The organism is Mycobacterium aquaticum, assembly GCF_002086485.1.
GTDB lineage: Bacteria > Actinomycetota > Actinomycetes > Mycobacteriales > Mycobacteriaceae > Mycobacterium > Mycobacterium aquaticum.
In genome coordinates, this window is sequence record NZ_MVHF01000030.1 from 42870 (window position 1) to 65262 (window position 22393).

A 22393-nucleotide genomic window follows, 5' to 3' on the forward strand; every position below is an offset into this window, starting at 1 on the left:
CTCGCTGGTCAGCCCAGGTCGATGACGATGACGCTGGTGTTGTCGCTGCCTCCGGCGTTGTTGGCCACCTCGATCAGCTGCCGGACTGCCGTCTCGGGCTCCGGCGCGCTGGCCGCGTCGGCGATGGCGGACTCGTCTGCGGCGGCGAAGAGCCCGTCACTGCTGATCAGCAGGCGATCGCCGGGCCGGCAATCGAGGTCTGCGACATCGACACGGATCACCGGCCCGATGCCCAGCGCACGGGTCAGCAGATGGCGCTGAGGGTGGAACCGGGCATCCTCGCGCGTGATCTCCCCGGCCTGCACGAGCTCGCCCGCCACACTGTGATCGGCCGTGAGCTGCTCCATGCGGCCGTCGCGAATGCGGTACAGCGGTGAGTCGCCGATGTTGACGACCATCGGTCCGCCCTGTTCGTCGTCGAACATCGCGACCGCGGTCAGCGTGCACCCCGAGCTGGAACCGTCCGACGTGACGTGCGCGCACACCCGTTCGTTGGCCCGGCGTACCGCGGCCAGGAGACCGTCGCGGTCGGGTGCGGCCACGAAACCGGCCCGCAGGGTGTCGAGGGCCAGCCGGCTGGCCTGGTCACCGACCACGCCGAAGCCGTCGGCGATGGCGTAGAGCACTCCCTCGACCAGCACCGCGTCCTGGTTGCTGACCCGGACGGGGCCCTGATCGGTGGCCGTTGCGGCCGCGAGCACTCTCGCCATGAGATCCGGCTACACCACCTCGGGAGTGAAGGTGGCCATCGCTTTCCCGGACTTCCAGTACTTCCGCAGTGCCTCGGCCAACTCCCGGTAGGCCGAGGCGCCCTTGTTCTTACGGCCGGCCAGTACCGAAGCACCCGACGCGGTCGCCTCGGCGAAGCGCACGGTGCGCGGTATCGGCGGCGCCAGCACCGGCAACTGATAGCGGTCGGCCACATCGAGCAGCACGTCGCGGCTGTGGGTGGTGCGCGAGTCGTAGAGCGTGGGCAGGGCGCCCAGCAGCGTCAGATCCGGGTTGGTGATCTGCTGGACATCGGCGATGGTGCGCAGGAACTGGCCGACACCGCGGTGCGCCAGCGTCTCGCACTGCAGCGGAACGATCACCTCGTCGGCGGCGGTCAACCCGTTGAGCGTCAACACGCCCAGCGACGGCGGGCAGTCGATGATCACCACATCAAACTGCTCGGCCACCTTGGCCAGGGCCCGTTTGAGCGCATATTCGCGGCCGGCCCGCATCAACAACATGGCCTCGGCGCCCGCCAGGTCGATGTTGGCAGGCAACAGTGTCATGCCTTCATCGGTCTGCACCAGCGCCGCGTTCGGCTCGACCTCACCGAGCAGCACCTCGTGCACCGACACCGGGAGCTTGTCGGGATCCTGGCCCAGCGAGAACGTCAAACACCCCTGCGGGTCAAGGTCGACGAGCAGCACGCGCTGACCGAGTTCGACCATCGCCGCGCCCAACGACGCCACCGTCGTCGTCTTCGCTACCCCACCCTTTTGATTGGCGACCGCTAGTACCCGCGTCACGGCTTCCATCCAAGCACGCTCCGGGCGTACGCCGTCGGACGTGCGGCAGAATCGCCGTATGAGCGCCCCACAGCACCGGCTTATGCTGCTCCGTCACGGCGAGACCGAATGGTCCAAATCAGGTCAACACACCGGCCGCACCGATCTCGACCTCACCGATACCGGACGGCAACAGGCCAAGGCGGCGGCCGCGGTGCTGGCCGACCTGCAGCTGCAGGACCCCATCGTGATCTCCAGCCCTCGGCGCCGTGCACTGGAGACGGCCGAATTGGCCGGGTTGACCATCGACGAAGTATCTCCGCTGCTCGCCGAATGGGATTACGGCGAATACGAAGGGCTGACTCCCCAGCAGATCCACGCAAAGGTGCCGGAGTGGACGGTGTGGACGCATGGCGGCCCGGGTGGGGAAAGCCCGGCCGACGTCACCGCCCGCGCGGATCAGGCGATCGAGCTGGCGTTGGGATACCTCGAAACCCGTGACGTCGTCTTCGTCGGGCACGGTCACTTTTCCCGGTCGGTGCTGGTCCGCTGGGTAGAACTGCCGATAGCCGAGGGGATCCGCTTCATGATGGACACGGCCTCGGTCGCGGTCTGCGGCTTCAAAGACGGCCTCCGACAGCTCAATGCACTGGGCCTCAGCGGCCGTACCAATCCGTGCCTGCCGTCGCACTGAACCCGGGGTTCGTGCTGGCCGGACCGTCGGGGGCGCTGGTCACCGAGGGTGTGCGGAGGGGTTATTCGGCGATCCCCGACGCGCAATCCGCACTGCGGTCCGGTGCTGCCTCAATCATTGTGGGCGCGTTGCCCTTTGACACGACGCAGCCGGCCGCTCTGCAGGAACCGATGACGGTCCACCGTGCCGATGCGTTGCCCGACTGGCCGGCCGGGCCGACGCCTTCGGTGACGTCGCGCGAGACCTTGCCTGCCAGCGCGGTGCACCGCGACCGGGTGGCCGAGGCGGTGGCACGCTTGCGGGATCCGGCCACTGTGCTGGACAAGGTGGTGCTGGCCCGGGCGCTGCAGCTCACCGCGGACGGCGCGTGGGATCCGCGCACCGTGCTGCGCAAGCTGGCCGACGCCGATCCGGCCGCCACGGTGTACCTCGCGGACCTGTCACCTGCCGGCCCGCGATACAGCGGAACCGTTTTGGTCGGAGCCAGCCCCGAACTGCTGGTGGCGCGCCAGGGCGACACGGTGATCTGCCAACCGTTCGCCGGTTCGGCGCCACGGTCTTCCGATCCGGCCACCGACCGCGCCAACGCGGACGCGCTGGCCGCGTCGGCGAAGAACCGCCACGAGCATCAACTGGTCGTCGACGTCATGCGCAAGGCGCTCGATCCGTTGTGCGTGGACATGCAGATCGCAGCAGAACCCGAATTGCACGGCACGGACGCCCTGTGGCACCTGAGCACGCCGATGCGCGGGCGGTTGCGCGGAAAAGACATCACCGCAATCGATCTCGCACTCGCCCTGCACCCCACCCCCGCCGTGGGCGGAGTTCCCACGGATACGGCTGCCGCGCTAATCGGCGAGCTCGAAGGTGACCGCGGGTTCTACGCGGGGGCCGTGGGTTGGTGCGACGCCGACGGTGACGGTCGCTGGGTCGTGTCGATCCGCTGTGCCGTGCTGTCCGCCGACCGGCGGGAAGCGCTGGCCCACGCCGGTGGCGGCATCGTCGCCGAATCCGATCCCGACGACGAAGTCGACGAGACCACAACGAAATTCCGGACCATCCTGAAAGGACTGGGGACAGCATGACCGAAGTGATCCGACGGGTACGGCCCGGCGACGAGATCGAGATCGCCGCGATGGTCCGTGAGCTCGCAGAGTTCGAGAAGGCGCTCGACGAGTGCACTGTCACCGAAACTCAGTTGCACACTGCGCTTTTCGGCGAGAAGCCGGTGGCATACGGGCACATCGTCGAGATCGACGGCGAGGTGGCTGCCACCGCGGTGTGGTTCCTGAACTTCTCCACCTGGGACGGGGTCGCCGGGATCTACCTGGAAGATCTCTACGTGCGGCCCGCGTTCCGGCGCCGCGGGCTGGCCCGAAAGTTGTTGGTCACCTTGGCCGCCGAGTGCGTCGAGAACGGATACTCCCGGCTGACGTGGGCGGTGTTGAACTGGAACGTCAACGCGATCGCACTGTACGACGCCGTCGGCGGCAAGCCGCAGACCGAATGGACCACCTACCGGGTGTCGGGGCCGGAGCTCACCGCCCTGGCCGGCGAGCAGGGCTGACTCACCCCACCCATCCCGCGTGACCTTTCACACCCGTGGGACTTATCAGGTTGTCTGATAAGTTGTAGGCTCATCAGGCAGGCCTGCTTCAAGCAACGGAAAGTGAGGGCCATGTCCGATTACGAAGAGCTGTGCTGGATGTCTGCGGTCGAGTTGTCCGGCAGAATCGCCGCGCGCGAAGTCACCCCGCTCGATGTCGCCGACGCCGTACTGCGCCGAATGTCCGAGGTGAACCCGACGCTCAACGCGTTCGTCTACCACGACCCCGACCAGGTGATGGCCGACGCACGGGCGCTCACCGAGCAGCTGGCGGGTGGGCAACCCGTATCGCCGCTGCACGGCATCCCGTTCAGCCTCAAAGAGGTATGCGCGGTGAAGGGCACCCCGGCGACCTCCGGCATCGTCGCATTCAAGGATGTCGTGGCCGAGCACGACGAACCGGTGGCCGCACGATTGAAGTCGGCAGGCGGCCTGTTCCTCGGCAAGACCAACCCAGCGGAGGGCGGGTACAAAGCAAACTCCTCCAACCATCTGTACGGCACGACCCACAACCCCTGGCGGCACGGCATGACCGCGGGTGGGTCCAGCAGTGGCGCCGGGGCAGCGGTCGCAGCCGGGATCGGCCAGCTGGCGCAGGGCACCGACGGCGGCGGGTCGGTACGCATCCCGGCCGCGCTCAACGGTGTTGTCGGGTTCAAACCGGCCTTGGGTCGGATCCCCCAGACCCGGCTTGCCGGTCGGTTCCACACGTTCGCCTACCACGGTCCGATCACCCGTACGGTGGCCGACGCCGCGCTGATGCTCAATGCGATGGCGGGATTCGACCCGGCCGATCCGCTGTCGCTGCCGTCGGACGGGTTCGACTACGTGGCGGCGTTGAACCGGGGCATCGATGGTGCGCGCATCGCCTGGTCGCCGAATCTGGGATATGCCACCGTCGACCCTGAGATCAACGACATCTGTCGCCGCGCTGTCTCGGCATTCACCGAATTGGGTTGCGTTGTCGAAGAAGCCGATCCCGGCTGGGACAACCCCGAACAAGCCATGTGGGAAGGCGTCTGGGCCCCCGTGTACTCGTCGATGCTCGACACGGCCGACTGGGATGGCGAGGCGGGCCGGGTCGACGAACAACTCATCGAAGTGATGCGGTCGGGCGCTCGGCTGGGCGCCCGCGACATCCAGCGCGCTGATGCCGCACGTGGTCGCATGGTCGATCAGATGACGGCGTTCATGCGCGACTTCGACTACCTCGTCACGCCGGTCACCACCCAACCCACGTTCGCCGCCGACCAGTTCTGCCCCGACAGTTTGTCGGATGCGCCACTGCCGCACCAGGTCATGGGTTGGCTGCTCACCTACCCGTTCAACATGACGACCAATCCGGCGATCTCGGTGCCCGCGGGATTCACCGCTGCGGGCATGCCCGTCGGGCTGCAGATCGTCGGCGGCCTACGGGCCGACGCCGCGGTGCTTCAAGCCGCAGCGGCTTTTGAGCGTGTGCGACCCTGGTCGCAACACCGACCGGAAGTGCTTGCCGCCCAAGGCTAGCCGGATCCGGTGTTGCCGTCGCTGCGGCGGCAACACCGGTATCAGTCGGCCGCAACGGCGGCTTGTTCGTTACCCCGACGGTCGGATTCCAGCTGCCCGAGCATGACGGCGGCCGCCCCGGCCGGATCGCGCTGACGGATTGCCTCCATGATCCCGGAATGCGCGTCCTGGTCATGACGATGCCGGTCATCCGGGGACATTCGCAGCATGTCGAGCATCGCCGAGCGGATCCTCGGCGCAAAGGATTCGAACAGCTCGGAAAGCACCGGATTGTGCGCCGCACGCACGATCGCGCGATGAAACTCGATGTCGGCATCCACCAGCTCGTCATCCGATCGCCCGGTCTCGGCATCGGCCCGACTCTTCAGCGTCGTCCTGAGCCGGGTGAGATCCCTGGAATCCCTACGGCCGGCGGCCAACTCAGCCGCCTTCACCTCGATGGCCTCCCGAACTTCGAGGACGTCGTCGATGTCGGCCCGGCGTAGGACCGCCTCCCACTCCTCGGATCGCTCGAGTGCGATGACGAACACGCCTGAGCCCTGGCGCGCCTCGACCAGTCCCAGACCCCGCAGCTGCTTGACGGCTTCGCGCACAGTGGATCTGCCCACGCCGAGCTCGGCGGCCAGGGCCGACTCGGCGGGCAGCTTGGCTCCGATTTCCCATTCACCCGCCGTGATACGCGCCGCGATCTGGTCGGCCGCCTGCTCTACGAGCGAGAACCTCCGAAGTTCTGCCATGGCGAAACGCTATCAGCTTGTCTGATGTGTCCGACCGCAACCGGCCGAACCACCCAGGTGTGCCAAACGACACCACGCGCCGGAAAGTCGGCCCAATCACACATCCCCTCTTGTCAGGTTGTCTGATGACTTATACGCTGCTGTCAGCCGCCGAAGCGGCTTCCTCTCCGGCCCGCGACTTTCGACAGCGCCTGGGTCGCAGACCCTTTCACCACCCAAGAAAGTTGGCCAGTATGGCTTCCTCGGACGGCAATTCTCCCCCGACCCTGCGATCGGGTCAGATCGGCACAGGGGCGATCGTTTTCATGGTCGTGGCGGCAGCGTCCCCGCTCGGGGCGATGTTCGTCGGGGCCGGCGCATCCATCGGACACGGCAACGGCATCGGGACCCCGGGTATCTACGTCATCGCGGGCGTGACCCTCGCCCTGTTCGCCGTGGGATACGTGGCGATGAGCCGCCATGTGGTCAGCGCAGGCGCCTTCTACGTGTACATCACGCGGGGGCTCGGCCGTGCCTTCGGCATGGGAGCGGCCATGATCGCGCTGATCTGTTACAACGCCTACGTCGTCGCACTGATCGCATTCGTCGGCATCTCGACCCAGGGCGCCGCATCGGCCGACCTGGGTATCGAACTGCCTTGGCAGATTTGGTCATTGCTCGCCTACCTGGTGCTCGTGACGCTGTCGTACTTCCGGATCGAGTTCAGCGCGAAGGTTCTCGGGGTTCTGCTGGCAGCCGAGTTCGTGATCCTCGGACTGCTCGACGTCATGGTCCTGGTGAAGAACGGCCCGGCAGCATTCCCGTTGGAATCGTTCACGCCGAGCTCGGTTTTCACCGCGACGATCGGGGTGAGCATCGTCTACGCCTTCTCGTCGTTCACCGGCTTCGAAGCCACCGCGATCTACGGCGAGGAGGCGCGCGAACCACGCCGCACCATTCCGCGCGCCACCTACATCGCGTTGGCCCTCATCACCGGGTTCTACGTGCTCACCACCTGGTCGCTGATAGCGGCATTCGGCGCCGACGGAGCGGTCCAAGCGGCCCAAGAGGATTCCGACTTCGTCTTCAAGGCCAACAGTTTGTATGTCGGCGGGATATCCGACCACATCATGCATCTGTTGGTGTGCACCAGCCTGTTCGCCGCACTCCTCGCCTTCCACAACGCCACCGCTCGATACATGTTCGCGCTGGCCCGTGACGGTGCACTGCCCCGCGCCCTCGCCAGGGTGCATCAGCGGCACGGTTCGCCACACGTCGCGAGCCGGACCCAGTTGGGATTCGCCGGGGCTGTCCTGGTCATCATGGCGCTCACCCACCTCGACGTGGAGGACATCGCAGCGGGGTTCCTGGGCCTCGGCGCATTGGGCATGCTGTGCCTGCAAGGACTCGCGAGCTGCGCGGTGGTCGGGTTCTTCGCACGCCGGGCCGACCGCGAACTGTGGCGCACCACCGTCGCACCCACCGCCGCGGCCGTACTCCTCGCGACCGGCATCGGCTTGTCCGTCTGGCACTTCCCCGCGCTGACCGGTGCGACATCGAGCCTGATGAACCATCTCTGGGTGCTGCTACCCGTGGCCTTCGCGATCGGATTGCTCGGCGCGTACTACATGCGCCGCGCACAGCCGACCGTCTACGCCGACTTCGGCCACCGAGACCCCGTACCCGACGGCGACACCGAAACCGCCGTCTCCACCCCTACCACCACCAACTGAAAGGAAATCCCATGTCCCCCACCCTTTTGCACCTTCCGATCCTCGCCGGACAGACCCCCGAAACCAAGGAATTCCTGGCCGAATTGTCCGGACCTCGCGCGCAGGCCTACGCCGAATCACAACGCGCACTCGAGGTGGGCAAAGAGGCATGGTTCATCACCCGATCCGGCGACGACGACATCCTGGTGGCCTACCTGGAATCCGTCGACTTCGCGGTGGCACTGCAGAGGATGAGCGCATCGGCACAGCCGTTCGACCGGTGGTTCAAGGACCGGTTGCGCAGCTGCACCGGACTCGATCTCGACAATCCCCCGGCCATGTCGCTTCCGGAACTGGCCGCCTACTACACCGAAAGCTGAGAGATGACCACACTTCTCGACCGGACGTTCGAACTCAATCCGGCCATGCTGGCCGCGGCCATCGAGCTGCACCAAGGCGGTGCGGTTCCGTCGGCGACACAGATGATCGACCTGGACATGATCGCCGACAATGCCCGCCGTACCGCAGCGGCCGCCGACAAGCACGGGCTGCGGGTGTACGCCATGACCAAGCAGAACGGCCTCAACCCCTTCATGACCAAAGTCATGTTGGAGTGCGGCATCCCTTCCACGTGTGCGGTGGAAACGCTTCAGGCGCACCGGATTCATCGTTACGGGTTCCCGCTCGGCAACGTCGGTCACATCCAGAACATCCCGGCTGCCCAGGTTCCCGCCGTGGTCGCGATGCGTCCCGAGTTCATCACCGTCTACACCTATGAGGCCGCACAGCGGGTGTCCGCCGCCGCCTCGCGGCTCGGGGTCACCCAGCGACTGTACGTACGGGTGACCAACCAGGCATCGACCGGAACGCCGATCGTAGGTGTCGACGACGGCGCGTTCAGCGGCCTTGTCGGCGGTTGGACCGAGGACACCTGCGTCGCGGGAATCCGCCCGCTGCTGGACCTGCCGAACGTCGAAGTCGCAGGCTTGACCCAATTTTCGGCGATCAGCTACGGGGAAACCGGGGACCCTTCGGTGGTGAAACCGACCGAGGCGTTCTTCACCATGCTGCGGGCCAAAGAGTTGCTGGAACGTGAGCTCGGCCTGCGGGATCTGCATCTCAACGTCGGCGGCAACGCCAACGTCGGGACGTTCCCGGTGCTCGCGAGTTACGGGGTCACCGAGGTGGAACCCGGGGTGTCGCTGGCCGGCTCGGGCGGCTTCCACGCCAAGCAGGACATGGCCGAACGGCCCGCCCAGGTCGTGGTCACCGAGGTCAGCCACTTCTGGGGCGACAATGTCTACACAGCAGGCGGAGTCTTCAGCTTCGTCTCCGACCTGTATGACCCGGAGCCCATGTCCGCGGCAGCCGGTACCGATCTCGACTCCGCCCGAGGCTGCCGGATTCCCTACCTCTACAACCAGATGGTCGATGCCCACGGGGTATTCGGCCCGGGTGAACCGATGCCGGCGATCGGCGACACCGTGCTGGTGGTGCACCACCCCCAGGCGTTCCTCGAGCGGGGATACACCGCAGCGGTCAGCGGCATCGCCACCGGAAAGCCCCGCGTCGAAGGCGTTTTCGACGCCGCGTGCAACCAGCTCGACGAGAACTTCAATGTGCTGCCGCTGCAACACACCCTCGACCGACTGGATGCGGTGGGCCGGTACTACCGCGACGAGAGCTGAGGCGTGCCCGTGTCATCCACCACAACCGATTCCATGACCATCGCCGGCCATGCCGTTCTGCCCGCGGTCGCGCGTTTCCTCGACGGTCCGAAGCGCCTGTTGATCGACGGCGCCTGGGTCAACTCCGGCTCCGGCCAGACCTTCTCGACCGAAGACCCCGGTACCGGGCGGTGGCTCGCCGACGTCGCCCGCGCAGACGCGCAGGACATCGACCTGGCCGTGCGATCTGCCCGCCGCGCCTTCGACGCCGGGGCGTGGCCCAACCTGAAACCCAATGAACGCGAGCGTCTCCTGTGGCGGGTCGGTGATCTGCTCTCCGAACGCGCCGAACAGATCGGGCAGCTGGAGGCGCTCGACAACGGAAAATCCGCGACGGTGGCCACGGCGGTCGACGTGGCCTGGGCCGCCGATGTCTTCCGCTACTACGCCGGCTGGTGCACCAAGATCGAGGGCAGGACGGTCGACGTCTCCATGCCCTTCGTTCCGGGTGGGCAGTTCCACGCCTACACGCTGCGTGAGCCCGTTGGCGTCTGCGGCCTGATCGTGCCCTGGAACTTCCCGATCCTGATGGCGGCGTGGAAGCTGGCACCGGCTCTGGCGGCAGGCAACACCGTCGTGCTCAAACCCGCCGAGCAAACCCCACTTTCGGCACTTCTGTTGGGCGAGCTGTTCGTCGAAGCCGGTTTCCCGCCCGGCGTGGTGAACGTGGTGACGGGGTTCGGCGACGCCGGTGCCGCGCTGGCGGCGCACGACGGTGTGGACAAGATCGCGTTCACGGGCTCGACCGAGGTCGGCAAACGGGTGCTGGCCGCCGCCGGTGGCAACCTCAAGAAGGTGTCGCTGGAGCTGGGTGGCAAGAGCCCCAACATCGTGTTCGCCGACGCCGATCTCGACGCCGCGGTGACCGGTTCACTCAACGCGTGGCTGTTCAACCACGGTCAGTGTTGCGTCGCCGGGACGCGATTGTTCGTCGAGGACCAGATATTCGACGAGTTCACCGCAGCGGTGGCCGACGCCGCGGCACGCGTCACGATCGGCCACGGCCTCGATCCCGCAACGCAACTCGGACCGCTGATCTCACAGAGCCAGTTCGACAAGGTCACGGGCTATCTGGCCGCAGGACTGGCGGACGGGGCACGTGCCCTGTGCGGTGGAAAGCGATGGGGCGACGCGGGGTTCTTTGTCGAGCCGACCGTATTTGTCGACGTACAACCGGAATTCAGCGTGGTCGCCGAGGAGATCTTCGGGCCGGTGGTGGCCGCCATGCCGTTCCGGGCCGACGACGACATCGCCGCCGCGGCCAACGACTCGATCTACGGGCTGGCTGCCGGCATCTGGACGCGTGACATCTCGCGGGCTCATCGGCTGGCCAGGCAACTGCAGGCCGGCTCGGTGTGGATCAATCAGTACAACGGCTTCGACACCGCGATGCCGTTCGGTGGATACAAGCAATCCGGATGGGGCCGGGAACTGGGTGCATCGGCGCTCGACCTCTACACCCAGACCAAAGCCGTCAACATTGCGTTGTAGGCGCTCCCGTCGCTGCGAGCCGGGCCGGAGCCCCGGCCCGGCTCGCGGCCTCGATCAACGACACGTCCCGCACCGCGCCCTGGTCCGCCGAGAGGGCCATCGCGGCGTAGGCCCGCAGCGCCGGTGACACCTCGCGGTCCCGGCGCGTGGGCCAATACCCACCGCCCTGCTCCAGTCGGCGTCGGCGATTGTCGAGTTCAGCCGCGTCGACCTGCAATTCGATGCGGCGGGCCGGGATGTCGATGTCGATGCGGTCCCCGTCCTGCACCAGCGCGATGACGCCACCGGCCGCGGCCTCCGGGGAGATGTGCCCGATCGACAGTCCCGACGATCCGCCGGAGAACCGTCCGTCTGTGATCAGCGCACACACCTTGGCAAGCCCGACACCCTTGAGATACGACGTGGGGTAGAGCATTTCCTGCATCCCCGGGCCACCACGCGGCCCCTCGTACCGGATCACCAGCACGTCCCCGGGCCGCACCCGGCCGGTGAGTATGACGTCCTGCGCCTCCTCCTGGGATTCGACGACCACCGCGGGCCCGCTGAACCGCAGGATCGAGTCATCGACACCGGCGGTCTTGACCACGCATCCGTCCTCGGCGAGGTTCCCCCGCAGGATCGCCAGGCCGCCGTCCGCGGAATACGCATGGGCGACATCGCGGATACAGCCCGCCTCCGCATCCAGGTCGAGGCTCTCCCAACGGCGCGACTGGGAGGATGCCGAACTCGAACGCACCCCACCGGGCGCGGCGTAGAACAGATCGACAGCCTCGGCCGAGACCGTCGAACACCTCGGATCCCATTCATCTAGCCACGCGGCGAGTGAATCGGCGTGTATCGCATGCACTTCGGTGTCGAGCAGACCCGCGCGCCGCAGCTCACCCATCACCGCGGGGATGCCACCGGCGCGGTGCACATCCTCCATCAGATACCTGCCGTTGGGTGCGACCTTGCAGATACACGGAATTCGCGTCGAGAGGGCCTCGATGTCGGCGAGGTCGAAGTCAACCTCGGCCTCGAGTGCGGCTGCCAGCAGGTGCAGGATCGTGTTGGTCGACCCACCCATGGCGATGTCGACCACCATGGCATTGGAAAACGCTGCGGCAGAGGCGATGTTGCGCGGTAGCACCCGTTCGTCGTCCTCGTCGTAGTAGCGTCTCGCCAGGTCGATCACCGTCGTGCCTGCGTGTTCGTAGAGTCGGCGCCGGGCCGTGTGGGTCGCCAATATCGTCCCGTTTCCCGGCAAGGCGAGGCCGATCGCCTCGGTGAGGCAGTTCATCGAGTTCGCGGTGAACATGCCCGAGCACGAACCGCAGGTCGGGCACGCCGCGGACTCGACGCGCTCCATGTCGGCGTCGGAGATCTCGGGAGCCACCGCGTCGGCCATCGCCGAGATCAGGTTCAGACCACTGCGCACCGTTCCGTCGACGAGCGTGGCCGTGCCGCCCTCCATGGGACCGCCCGAGACGAACACGGTGGGGATGTCGAGCCGCAGCGCCGCCATCAACATGCCGGGGGTGATCTTGTCGCAGTTGGAGATACACACGAGCGCATCGGCGCGGTGCGCGTTGACCATGTATTCGATCGAATCGGCGATCAGGTCACGTGAGGGCAGCGAGTAGAGCATTCCGCCGTGGCCCATCGCGATACCGTCGTCGACGGCGATCGTGTTGAACTCGCGGGCAATTCCGCCGGCCGCGCCGATCGCATCGCACACGATGCGCCCGACGGGCTGCAGATGGGTGTGGCCGGGCACGAACTCGGTGAAACTGTTGGCCACGGCCACGATCGGCTTGCCGAAGTCGTTGGCGGACACGCCTGCGGCGCGGAGCAAGGCGCGCGCTCCCGCCATGTTGCGGCCGTGGGTGATGGTCCTGGATCTCAATTCGGGCATGGTGCCCATGGTTGTGGACCATGGGCGACAGGCGAAGACGGTCCTGGCTCTAGTACTGCCACTACCAGTCTTAACATTGAACGATGCCCAACCAGGCCGCCCGCGCAGAACTCGGTGGGTTCCTGCGGATGCGACGCGAGGCGGTGGCTCGCTCCCAGCACGGTCTACCACCGATCCGCGGCCGCGACAACGGCTTACGCCGTGAGGAAGTGGCGTTCCTGTCATCGATCAGCGTCACCTGGTACACCTGGCTGGAGCAGGGCCGCGACATCAACCCGTCACGGCAGGTGCTCGACGCCATCGGGGAAACCCTCGCGCTCTCACCCGCCGATCAGGCGTATCTGCTGTCGCTGGCCGGGTTTTCGCCGGGCGGTACGGCATCGCCGGGTGAGCCACCCGATCATGTGCACCGACTCCTGGAGGCGTTCGGCCGGTCCCCCGCCTTCGCTCTGGACCCGGATTGGGAGATCACGGCATGGAATCGCGCCTACGCGGCGCTGTATCCGCGGGTGGGCACGGTGTCGGACGAGGATCGGAATCTGTTGTCGCTGGTGTTCACCGACCCGTCGATCAAGTTGCTGATGCCCGACTGGGAGGTGGAGAGCCGACGCTTCGTCTCCGAGTTCCGGATGCAGAACGGCGCGCGGCTCGACGAAGCCGCCGTCGTCGGGTTACTCGACCGGCTGCGCGCGAAAAGCCGAGAGTTCGACCGCATTTGGGACGATCACACCATCGAGGGCTTTCAGACCCGGATCCGGCGTTTCGATCACGCGGTGACCGGCGAGATCGAACTGGAGTACCACCGCCTCACCCCTGCCGACCAGCCGGACCTCAACATCGTCGTCTACACCCCGGCCACCGACACCGCGGCCGCACAGCTCGACCGACTCGTCGACGAGGGCGCGACGACGTAGGTGGCCTACTGCCGACCCGACGACCAGTGCACGGCCGACGGGCTGAGCAGCATGCCCAACGTGACGAGTGCCAACACCCCGACGGCGATGCCGTACCCCACCTGATGTGAGGTGAACACATACCAGGCGACGCCGAGCAGCAGCAGGTTGGCGAACACGCCGATGCCGCGGCCCCACCGGCGACCGGTGATCAACGCCCAGCCCCCGGCCAGCACACCGCCGCCGACCAGGACGAACCAGAGCGCCGTGCCGTATCCACTGACGATGTGCTGATCGGCGCCCGCCAGCCCGCGCACGACGAGGACCACGGCGGCGACGAGTCCGAGCACGCCTTCCGCGGCGACGAGGTAGCCCGCGTAGCGGACGATGGGCGGCTGCACAGGCGGTGGTGTCATGGCAGCTTGCCGGCCAGGTAACGGACCGCGTACTCGTATCCCACCGGGCCCGCCCCGGCGATGACCATCTCGGCGACGGCCGACACGTAGGAGTGGTGCCGGAACGGTTCGCGGCGGTGGATGTTGCTCAAATGCACTTCGGCGACCGGCAATTCGACCGAGGTGAGGGCGTCGGGGATGGCCACCGACGTGTGGCTGTAGGCGCCGGGGTTGATGATGATGCCCGCGCAGTCGGCCCGGGCCGCGTGGATGGCGTCGATCAACACGCCTTCGTGGTTGCTCTGCACGGCGCGTACCTCGAAGCCGAGTTCGGCGGCCAGCGCAGTCACCGATGCCTCGATCTCGGGCAGGGTGGTGGCGCCGTACACCTCGGGTTGGCGGGTGCCCAGCAGGTTGAGGTTGGGGCCGTTGAGCAGGAGCAGTCGGCGAGCGGTCACCTGAGTACGGTACCGACGCCACCGCGCTGCGCGGCAAGGCGCACCGGCGCATTGTCGGTGCCGTACCCGTCATAACCATCGACCCGCTGCACGAACTCGAAGAACACCGTGCCGACCGTCCGCGTGTAGAAGTGGATGAAACTGCCCGCGCCGGCGCGGTCGTAGAGCAGGTTCAGCTCGCGCAGTTCGGCGACCACAGAGTCGTCGAGGCCGAACCGCCCCGACAAATAGTCGTAGTAGTTGTCCGGCACCCGCAGGAAGGTCAGCCCGTTGGCGGCCGCCGCGCGGGCCAGAGCGACGACATCGGTGCAGGCGAATGCGACGTGCTGAGGCAGGTCGGCCCCGTCGAGGATGTGTGGGGCGACATTGAGCGGCAACCGCACCGAGCAGTCGGCATTGCGCATGACCTGGCTGCGGACCAATCCACTCGGGCCGGGAACCTCCGCGGGGGCGTCGGCGGACAGGCCGAACACACTGGTGAGAAACAGGACGGCGTCTTCGGCGGTCTGCCACGGCTGAGACAGATTGACGTGGTCGATCGCCCGTACCGGCGTCGTCACCTGGTCGACGCCCCCGTCGAACTCGGCCGCCCAGGCGGGCTCCGCGGTGTCGCAGGAGGTCCAGAAGAACGCGGTGCCGTCGGGGGCCACGGCAGCACCCAGCGGTTGTTCGGTGGCGTAGGTGCGCCGGTACGCGATCGGCGCCATCAGTTCGGCAGCCCGGGCGGTGGTTGCGTCGGCGTCGGGCACCTGCAGTCCGACCGCAGCGACGTGCGGCACCTGATCGCGGGCCTGCTGCTCGTTGAGCACGACGCGCGCCTCCCCCGCCGACCACAGCGATACCGGCTTGCGGCGGTGCCGTCCCCGCGGGGTGAAACCGAGCTGGCCCAGCATCACCTCGACCTCACTGGTGTCCTCGGCCTTGATCTCGACGAAGTCGAAACCCGTGGGCGGCTTGGCCTCGGTCAGCCCGTGCGTCACGTGGTCGGCCAGCCACAGCAGCGACCGCAGCGCGTGGACAGCGGTGTGGCCCGGGTCGGTCTGCCGGAACGTGTCGTTGAAGACCTCCAACGACAGCGGCCCGGAGTAGCCGGCAGCCAGGGTGTGCCGGACGAAGGTGGGCAGGTCGAAGGCCCCCTCGCCGGGGAACAGCCGGTGATGCCGGCTCCACGACAAGACGTCCATGGAGAGTGCGGGGGCGTCGGCCAATTGCAGGTAGAAGATCTTCTCCCCGTCGATCCCCTCGATGGCCGCCGGGTCGTGGCCGCGGGAGAGCACATGGAAACTGTCCAGGCACACACCGACATTCGGATGGTCGGCGAGTTCGACGATGCGCCACGCGCGCCGGTAGTCGTCGACGAACCGACCCCACGCCAGCGCCTCGAACGCGATGCGGATGCCGTAGTGAGCCGCGACGTCGCCGATGCGGCGCAACTGGTCCGCCGAGACCTCGTCGGAGTCGACGGTGGCGGTCGCCACGTTGCTGCACACCAGAACGGTGTCGATGCCGAGCCGCTGCGCGGTGGCAAACGTCGCGGCGGCACGTCGCAGGTTGTCGATGAACGTCGCCTCGTCGACGCCTTCGAGGTCACGCAGCGGCTGGTAGAGGTCCAGGCTCAAACCCAGCCTGCGGGCCAGGTGACGGATTTCCTCGGGCGAGTGATCGCTGGCGATCAGATCGGGTTCGAAGATCTCGACGCCGTCGAAACCCGCGGCGGCGCAGGCGTGCAGCTTCTCGACCAGCGAGCCGGACAGCGAGACGGTGGCGATCGACATCCTCATGGCGTCGTAATGTACCAATTAGTTCATTAGAGCGGAAGAGGACGACGGGAGATGACCGGCCGCCCAGTAAGCTCACCGGTCATGGCCGCCAAGCCCAAAGCCGAGCTGCAACGCGATGCCGAACGCACGCGCGCGGAGCTGCTCGAGGTGGCCACCGAGGTGTTCGCCGAGTCGGGCTATTCGGGCGCCCGCGTCGACGAGATCGCCGAGCGCACCCGCACCACCAAGCGGATGATCTACTACTACTTCGGCGGCAAAGAGCAGCTCTACCTGGCCGTTCTGGAGAACGCCTACCGCGGGATCCGCGAAGCGGAACAGAAGCTGCGGGTCGATCACGACAATCCGGTCGTCGCGATCCGCCGGCTGGCCGAGGTGACGTTCGACCACCACATCGCCCACGACGCCTTCATCCGCCTGGTGTCGATCGAGAACATCCACCGCGGCGAGTTCATTCGGCAGCTTCGTGAGCTACCCGAACTGTCCGCCCCCGCCACCTCTCTACTCGACGAGATCCTGCGCGACGGCCGCGCCGCCGGCATGTTCCGCGAGGACGTCGACGCCCTCGACGTACACCTGGTGATCAGCTCCTACTGCGTATTCCAGGTGGCCAATCGCTACACCTTCGGCTACCTGTTCGGCACCGACCTCACCGAGACGTCACGTCGGGCCCACCTGCGTCGCATGCTCGGCGACGTGGTGGTCGGCTGGCTCACCAGCCAAGCCTGAACCGCCCCAACCAGAGATCCACCTCACACCGCGCCCTTGACGCGATCGGCATCACAGTGCTCTACTTTCCGTACGAACCAGTTAGTACATTAGGAAGCGAGAGAGCATGACACAGCGGCCGCCCTACTTGGCGGGCCTCATCGGCACCGGCGTCGGCCCCTCGCTGACTCCTGCGCTGCACATGGCCGAAGGCCGAGCGCAGGGGCTCGAATACGTCTACCGCACCTTGGACCTCAACGTTCTCGGGCTGTCCCCCGAGCAGGTCGGCGAGATGCTCACGTGGGCCCGCAGGCTCGGCTACGACGGCCTCAACATCACCCACCCCTGCAAGCAGCTCGTCGTCGGTCACCTCGACGACATCGACGCCAGCGCCCGCACCCTCGGCGCGGTCAACACCGTGGTGTTCCGCGACGGCCGGGCTGTCGGCTACAACACCGACACCACCGGTTTCGCACACGGTTTCGCCGAAGGGCTGCCCGGCGCCGCCACCGGATCGGTGGTCCTGGTGGGCGCAGGCGGCGCGGGCACCGCGGTCGCCGACGCCCTCTTACGCCTGGGCACCGCCCACCTGAGCATCGTCGATCTCGACGTCGACCGGGCCTCGACACTCGCCCACGAACTCACTGACCGTCACCCGGACGCGCGCGTCGAGGCTTCGTCGTTCGACAAGCTCTCGGTCCTGCTGCCCAACACGGACGGCCTCGTGCACGCCACCCCGACCGGCATGGCCGAGCACCCCGGCGTGGCCTTCGACACCGCTCTGCTGCACCCCGACATGTGGGTCGCCGACATCGTGTACCGCCCGCTGGACACCGCCCTGCTCCAGGCCGCGCGCGCCGCCGGTTGCCGGACCCTCGACGGCGGGCACATGGCGGTCTACCAGGCCGTCGACGCGTTCGCCCTGATCACCGGCGTCGCCCCCGACGCCGCCAGAATGTCCGCCCATTTCCGCGATCTCGTCTCGTAAACCGGCTCAGCCCAGCACAATTCGACTTTGAGGAGTACACCATGACCACTACTGCCCCGCACCCTCCGGACGCCTCGACCGGGCGGACCCCCCGGCGCGCCGCGCTGGCCAGCTTCATGGGCAGCGCCGTCGAGTACTACGACTTCTTCCTGTTCGGCTCGGCAGCAGCGCTGATCTTCCCGCACGTGTTCTTTCCGTCCGGCGACAAGGCGGCATTGGTCATGTCGTTCGCCACCTTCGGATTCGCCTACATCGCCCGCCCTATCGGCGCATTCGTCCTGGGGCATTTCGGCGACCGGGTCGGCCGCCAGCGGGTCCTGATGTTCACCCTCGTACTGATGGGTGTGTCGACCTTCCTGATCGGCTGCCTGCCGACCTTCGCCACCATCGGCTGGGCCGCGCCGGCACTCTTGGTGATCTGCCGTCTGATGCAAGGGTTTTCGGCAGCCGGCGAGCAAGCGGGAGCCAGCTCATTGACCCTCGAGCACTCCCCCGATGACCAGCGCGCCTATTACACGTCGTGGACCCTGACCGGAACCCAGGGCGGGCTCATCCTGGCGTCGCTGATCCTCATCCCGTTCGTCTCCCTGCCCGACGAGGACAAGTACAGCTGGGGCTGGCGGGTGCCATTCTGGATGAGCGCCGTGGTGGTCGTCGTCGCGTACTTCATCCGCCGTCGCCTGCACGAAACACCGCAATTCACCGAGGCGAAGGCCGCGGGCACCATCGCCCGGATGCCGCTGATCCCGTTGCTGCGCAACCACTGGGCCGACGTGCTGCGCGTCATCTTCTGCGCGTTCATCGCCGCGGTTTCGACAGTGTTCGGCAACCTGGCCATCGCCTACGGCAAGGAGGTGGGCCTGCCCGCCGACATCACCCTGTGGCTTGTGGTGGCGGCCAATGTCGTCGCGCTGGGAACCCAGCCCCTGTTCGGCAAGCTGGCCGACCGGATCGGGCGCAAACCGGTGTTCGTCTACGGCGCACTGTCTTCGGCGGTGATGATGCCCTTCTACATGTTGTCCATGAGCGGCGGAAACCAGGTGCTCATCTTCGCGCTTGCGGTCGCGACCTTCTCCTTCGGCTACGCCGCGGCCAACGCCGTCTGGCCGTCGTTCTACGGCGAGATGTTCTCCACCCAGGTGCGCTTCTCCGGCGTGGCGATCGGCACCCAATTAGGTTTCCTGGTCGCAGGTTTCGCGCCGTCGATCGTCACCGCGCTCGGTGGCGTCCGGGACGGCGGCTGGGTGGTGATCAGCATCTTCACCGCCGTGGTCTGCTTGATCGCCGCAGGCTCCGCGTTGACCGCCCGCGAGACCCGAGGGGTGCCCACAGCACTGCTGGGTACCCGCGAGACCGCCGACAAGACTGTCGCGCAGTGAGTTCGAAAGAGCCCGTCATGAAGATCACCGACACCAATCCCGACAGCGCCTCGGCGAGCCAGGCCGAGATCAACGCCGAGATGGCCGCCATCGAAACCAGTTACCTGCAGTCCGGCATCGAGGAAACCCAGCCGCGGTTGGACTACGCACCGTACCGCAGCAGCCTGCTTCGTCACCCCACCAAGGACTTGCACCACGCTGATCCCGAGACCCTCGAGCTGCACGCTCCGGTGTTCGGCGCCCGCGACGTGCACCCGCTGGAATCCGATTTGACCATCGCACACCACGGTGACCCGATCGGCGAGCGCATCGTCGTCACCGGACGCATCGTCGACGGCGCTGGCCGGCCGGTGCGCCGCCAACTCGTCGAGATCTGGCAGGCCAACGCGGCAGGCCGCTACATCCACAAGCGCGATCAGCATCGGGCGCCTGTGGACCCCAACTTCACCGGCGTCGGTCGCTGCCTCACCGACAACGACGGCACGTACCGGTTCACCACGATCAAACCGGGCCCATACCCGTGGAAAAATCACCACAATGCATGGCGGCCCGCGCACATTCACTTCTCGCTGTTCGGTACTGATTTCACGCAGCGGATGATCACCCAGATGTACTTCCCCGGCGACCCGTTGTTCGCGCTGGACCCGATCTATCAGTCGATCACCGACGCCAAGGCCCGCGACCGGCTCGTCGCCACCTACGACCACGACGTCACCACGCACGAGTGGTGCACCGGCTACCGCTGGGACATCGTCCTGACCGGTTCGCAGCGCACGCATTTCGAGGAGGACCACTGATGGGCGCCACGCCACAGGAAGCCCTGCTGACGGCCACCCCGGGCCAGACCATCGGCCCCTTCTACGGTTACGCGCTGCCGTTCGAACGCGGCAACGAGCTCGTCCCGCCGGGTATCCCGGGTGCCATCCGATTCCACGGCACGGTCACCGACGGTGACGGCAGACCGGTGCCCGACGTGATGCTGGAGATCTGGCAGACCGACGCCGAGGGCAACGTTGCACGCACCGCGGGTTCGCTTCGCCGCGACGGCTGGACGTTCACCGGGTTCGGCCGGGTCGCCACCGACGACGAAGGCCACTTCGGTTTCAGCACAGTCGAACCCGGCGCCACCGATCCAGGCCGTGCCCCGTTCATCGCCGTCACCGTGTTCGGGCGCGGCTTGCTCAACCGCCTGTTCACCCGCGCTTACGTGCCCGGGCCGGGCTGTGCCACCGAACCACTGCTGGCCGGTCTGCCCGCGGACCGCAGGCAGACGTTGATCGCCGAGCGCGACGCGCAGGGCCTGCGCTTCGACATCCGGCTGCAGGGTCGCGACGAGACGGTCTTCCTGCGGTATCCGGGTCAGTGAGCGACCTGTTCTGGCCCGGCGACCACCGAGCCGGCCCCGTGATGAGCGAGGCGGCGTTCCTCGGCGCGCTGGTGGCGGCCGAAAATTCCTGGCTGGCAACCCTCGTCGCAGTGGGCCTGGCACCGCGGACGGCGACCACCGAGCTCGGCACGCTGGTCGGTCGGACGGACCTGGACGCGATCGCCGCAGGCGCCGAACGTGACGGCAATCCCGTCACCGGTCTGGTCGGCCTGTTGCGATCACGGGCAGGCGTCGAGGCAGCGCGGTGGCTGCACCGCGGACTGACCAGCCAGGATGTGCTCGATACCGCCCTGATGCTGTGTCTGCGCGACGCCTTGGCGGCGGTGCGCCGAGACCTCGTCTCGCAGGCGCGCTGCCTGGTGGAGCTGATCGAAACGCACCGTGCCGCACCGATGCTCACCCATACCCTGACCCAGCCGGCCTTGCCCGGCACCGCGGGTCGCAAGTTCGCGATCTGGCTCACCGCCGTCCTCGATACGGGTGACACGCTCGATTCCGTACCTGCGCCTGCGGTTTCGGCAGGCGGTGCGGCGGGCACCTTGGCCGCGACCACCGAGCTCACCGGATCAGCACAGACAGCGCTGCAGCTCGTCGAACAGTGGGCGGCCGCACTGGGTTTGGCGCCTGCGGCGCCCTGGCACACCACGCGGTCACCCATCACCCGGGCCGGTGACGCTCTGGTCGGGTGCTGCGACGCCTGGGGGCATATCGCCAACGACGTCGCCGCCGGGGTCCGCACCGGCGAGCTGGCCGAAAGCTCCGGAGGCGGGTCGTCGACCATGCCGCACAAGAACAATCCTGTGCTGACGGTGCTGTTGCGCCGCGCCGCCCTCACCGCGCCACCCTTGGGCGCCACGTTGCACGCGGCGTCGGCCGCCAGCGTCGACGAACGCGCCGACGGGGGCTGGCATGCCGAATGGGCCACCGTGGCCACGCTGGCCCGTCGCACCGTGGTGGCCGGTTCACAGGCCACCGACCTGCTGACCGGGCTGCAGGTCAACTCACCACGCGCTGCTGCCAATCAAGCTGCGGCACAAGGTATTTACGACGAACAGCAGACCATGAGCACGTTGGCCGAGAAGCCGCCCGCGGCGGACTACCTGGGTGCCACCGAGGCACTCATCGACATCGCGGTACGTCGGGCACGCCAGTATCTGAAGGAGACGTCATGAGCACCTACGACGACGGCATGGCGGTGCGCCGCGAGGTGCTCGGCGACGCGCACGTCGACCACGCCACCGCAGCCACCACGGAGTTCACAGCCGACTTCCAGGATCTGATCACCCGCTACGCCTGGGGCGAGATCTGGACCCGTCCGGGCCTGGACCGGCGCAGCCGGTCGCTGATCACGCTCACCGCCATGGTCGCCCGCGCCCACCACGACGAACTGGCCATGCACGTCCGTGCCGCGCGGCGCAACGGTGTCACCGTGGAAGAGATCAAAGAGCTGCTGCTGCAGACCGCGATCTATTGCAGCGTCCCCGACGCCAACACCGCATTCCGGATCGCGAGCCGTGTGCTCGCCGAGGACGGCGAGATCTGACCGACGTAGGGTGAGCCGC

The 22393-nt window shown here is 67.2% G+C and carries 23 protein-coding genes; 16 read left to right on the forward strand and 7 right to left on the reverse strand.

Annotated features, from left to right (window positions below):
- Positions 1-8: 8 nt before the first annotated feature.
- Together BST13_RS24950 and BST13_RS24955 are read right to left on the reverse strand one after the other, a co-directional pair.
- Positions 9-710, reverse strand: a complete 702-nt coding sequence (locus tag BST13_RS24950) for a PP2C family protein-serine/threonine phosphatase (RefSeq protein WP_083166687.1) — start codon at positions 708-710, stop codon at positions 9-11.
- A 9-nt stretch (positions 711-719) separates the two neighbouring features.
- Positions 720-1526, reverse strand: coding sequence for a ParA family protein (locus tag BST13_RS24955; RefSeq protein WP_083166688.1), 807 nt, complete (start codon positions 1524-1526; stop codon positions 720-722).
- A 49-nt stretch (positions 1527-1575) separates the two neighbouring features.
- Here BST13_RS24955 and BST13_RS24960 point away from each other — a divergent pair, with 49 nt between their 5' ends.
- From BST13_RS24960 to BST13_RS24975, 4 genes are all read left to right on the forward strand, one after another.
- The gene (locus tag BST13_RS24960) at positions 1576-2190 is read left to right on the forward strand and encodes an acid phosphatase (protein WP_083166689.1); all 615 of its coding nucleotides are present in this window, start codon (positions 1576-1578) and stop codon (positions 2188-2190) included.
- Positions 2172-3275: an isochorismate synthase gene (locus tag BST13_RS24965; protein WP_083166690.1), complete on the forward strand. Its 1104-nt coding sequence runs from the start codon at positions 2172-2174 to the stop codon at positions 3273-3275. Before BST13_RS24960 ends, BST13_RS24965 begins: the two co-directional genes overlap by 19 nt.
- A complete protein-coding gene (locus BST13_RS24970; protein WP_083166691.1) occupies positions 3272-3757 on the forward strand; it encodes a GNAT family N-acetyltransferase in 486 nt (161 codons plus the stop codon). The genes BST13_RS24965 and BST13_RS24970 overlap by 4 nt, the downstream gene beginning before the upstream one ends.
- A 111-nt stretch (positions 3758-3868) precedes the next feature.
- Entirely contained in the window at positions 3869-5305 is a 1437-nt protein-coding gene (locus BST13_RS24975; RefSeq protein WP_083166692.1) for an amidase, read from the forward strand.
- 41 nt (positions 5306-5346) lie between these two features.
- Here BST13_RS24975 and BST13_RS24980 read toward each other — a convergent pair whose 3' ends face one another.
- Positions 5347-6042, reverse strand: coding sequence for a FadR/GntR family transcriptional regulator (locus BST13_RS24980; RefSeq protein WP_083166693.1), 696 nt, complete (start codon positions 6040-6042; stop codon positions 5347-5349).
- A 233-nt stretch (positions 6043-6275) separates the two neighbouring features.
- Here BST13_RS24980 and BST13_RS24985 point away from each other — a divergent pair, with 233 nt between their 5' ends.
- The 4 genes from BST13_RS24985 to BST13_RS25000 are packed head-to-tail and all read left to right on the forward strand — an operon-like array spanning position 6276 to position 10951.
- Complete coding sequence (locus BST13_RS24985) at positions 6276-7754, forward strand: APC family permease (protein ID WP_158087192.1); 1479 nt, start codon at positions 6276-6278, stop codon at positions 7752-7754.
- Positions 7755-7765: 11 nt separating this feature from the next.
- Positions 7766-8113 (forward strand): hypothetical protein, encoded by a 348-nt coding sequence (locus BST13_RS24990; RefSeq protein ID WP_083166695.1) that lies wholly within the window; start codon positions 7766-7768, stop codon positions 8111-8113.
- Positions 8114-8116: 3 nt separating this feature from the next.
- Positions 8117-9421 carry an alanine racemase gene (locus tag BST13_RS24995; protein WP_083166696.1) on the forward strand — a complete coding sequence of 435 codons (1305 nt, stop codon included), beginning with the start codon at positions 8117-8119 and terminating at the stop codon, positions 9419-9421.
- A gap of 33 nt (positions 9422-9454) precedes the next feature.
- Entirely contained in the window at positions 9455-10951 is a 1497-nt protein-coding gene (locus BST13_RS25000) for an aldehyde dehydrogenase family protein (RefSeq protein ID WP_083166697.1), read from the forward strand.
- On the opposite strand, the gene ilvD is transcribed toward BST13_RS25000, so the two are convergent.
- Positions 10935-12845, reverse strand: a complete 1911-nt coding sequence (gene ilvD, locus BST13_RS25005) for a dihydroxy-acid dehydratase (protein ID WP_083166760.1) — start codon at positions 12843-12845, stop codon at positions 10935-10937. The genes BST13_RS25000 and ilvD overlap by 17 nt on opposite strands.
- An 83-nt stretch (positions 12846-12928) precedes the next feature.
- Between ilvD and BST13_RS25010 the strand changes: the two genes are divergently transcribed.
- A complete protein-coding gene (locus BST13_RS25010) occupies positions 12929-13759 on the forward strand; it encodes a helix-turn-helix transcriptional regulator (RefSeq protein ID WP_083166698.1) in 831 nt (276 codons plus the stop codon).
- A 5-nt stretch (positions 13760-13764) separates the two neighbouring features.
- Here the strand turns inward: BST13_RS25010 and BST13_RS25015 are convergent, their stop codons facing one another.
- The 3 genes from BST13_RS25015 to BST13_RS25025 are packed head-to-tail and all read right to left on the reverse strand — an operon-like array spanning position 13765 to position 16372.
- On the reverse strand, positions 13765-14154 hold the full coding sequence (locus tag BST13_RS25015) for a hypothetical protein (RefSeq protein ID WP_083166699.1): 390 nt from the start codon (positions 14152-14154) through the stop codon (positions 13765-13767).
- The gene (gene aroQ / locus BST13_RS25020) at positions 14151-14591 is read right to left on the reverse strand and encodes a type II 3-dehydroquinate dehydratase (protein WP_083166700.1); all 441 of its coding nucleotides are present in this window, start codon (positions 14589-14591) and stop codon (positions 14151-14153) included. Before aroQ ends, BST13_RS25015 begins: the two co-directional genes overlap by 4 nt.
- Positions 14588-16372, reverse strand: coding sequence for a sugar phosphate isomerase/epimerase and 4-hydroxyphenylpyruvate domain-containing protein (locus BST13_RS25025; protein WP_083166701.1), 1785 nt, complete (start codon positions 16370-16372; stop codon positions 14588-14590). The genes aroQ and BST13_RS25025 overlap by 4 nt, the downstream gene beginning before the upstream one ends.
- Before the next feature lie 81 nt (positions 16373-16453).
- Here BST13_RS25025 and BST13_RS25030 point away from each other — a divergent pair, with 81 nt between their 5' ends.
- From BST13_RS25030 to pcaC, 7 genes are all read left to right on the forward strand, one after another.
- Positions 16454-17098 (forward strand): TetR/AcrR family transcriptional regulator, encoded by a 645-nt coding sequence (locus BST13_RS25030; protein ID WP_083166702.1) that lies wholly within the window; start codon positions 16454-16456, stop codon positions 17096-17098.
- 106 nt (positions 17099-17204) lie between these two features.
- The gene (locus tag BST13_RS25035; protein ID WP_083166703.1) at positions 17205-18065 is read left to right on the forward strand and encodes a shikimate dehydrogenase; all 861 of its coding nucleotides are present in this window, start codon (positions 17205-17207) and stop codon (positions 18063-18065) included.
- Between the two features lie 41 nt (positions 18066-18106).
- Positions 18107-19444 carry an MFS transporter gene (locus BST13_RS25040; RefSeq protein ID WP_083166704.1) on the forward strand — a complete coding sequence of 446 codons (1338 nt, stop codon included), beginning with the start codon at positions 18107-18109 and terminating at the stop codon, positions 19442-19444.
- Positions 19445-19461: 17 nt separating this feature from the next.
- Positions 19462-20241 (forward strand): protocatechuate 3,4-dioxygenase subunit beta, encoded by a 780-nt coding sequence (gene pcaH / locus BST13_RS25045; protein WP_083166706.1) that lies wholly within the window; start codon positions 19462-19464, stop codon positions 20239-20241.
- Entirely contained in the window at positions 20241-20810 is a 570-nt protein-coding gene (pcaG, locus tag BST13_RS25050) for a protocatechuate 3,4-dioxygenase subunit alpha (RefSeq protein WP_083166707.1), read from the forward strand. The genes pcaH and pcaG overlap by 1 nt, the downstream gene beginning before the upstream one ends.
- On the forward strand, positions 20807-22003 hold the full coding sequence (locus BST13_RS25055; RefSeq protein ID WP_083166709.1) for a lyase family protein: 1197 nt from the start codon (positions 20807-20809) through the stop codon (positions 22001-22003). Before pcaG ends, BST13_RS25055 begins: the two co-directional genes overlap by 4 nt.
- Entirely contained in the window at positions 22000-22374 is a 375-nt protein-coding gene (gene pcaC, locus BST13_RS25060) for a 4-carboxymuconolactone decarboxylase (protein ID WP_083166710.1), read from the forward strand. The genes BST13_RS25055 and pcaC overlap by 4 nt, the downstream gene beginning before the upstream one ends.
- Positions 22375-22393: the final 19 nt, after the last annotated feature.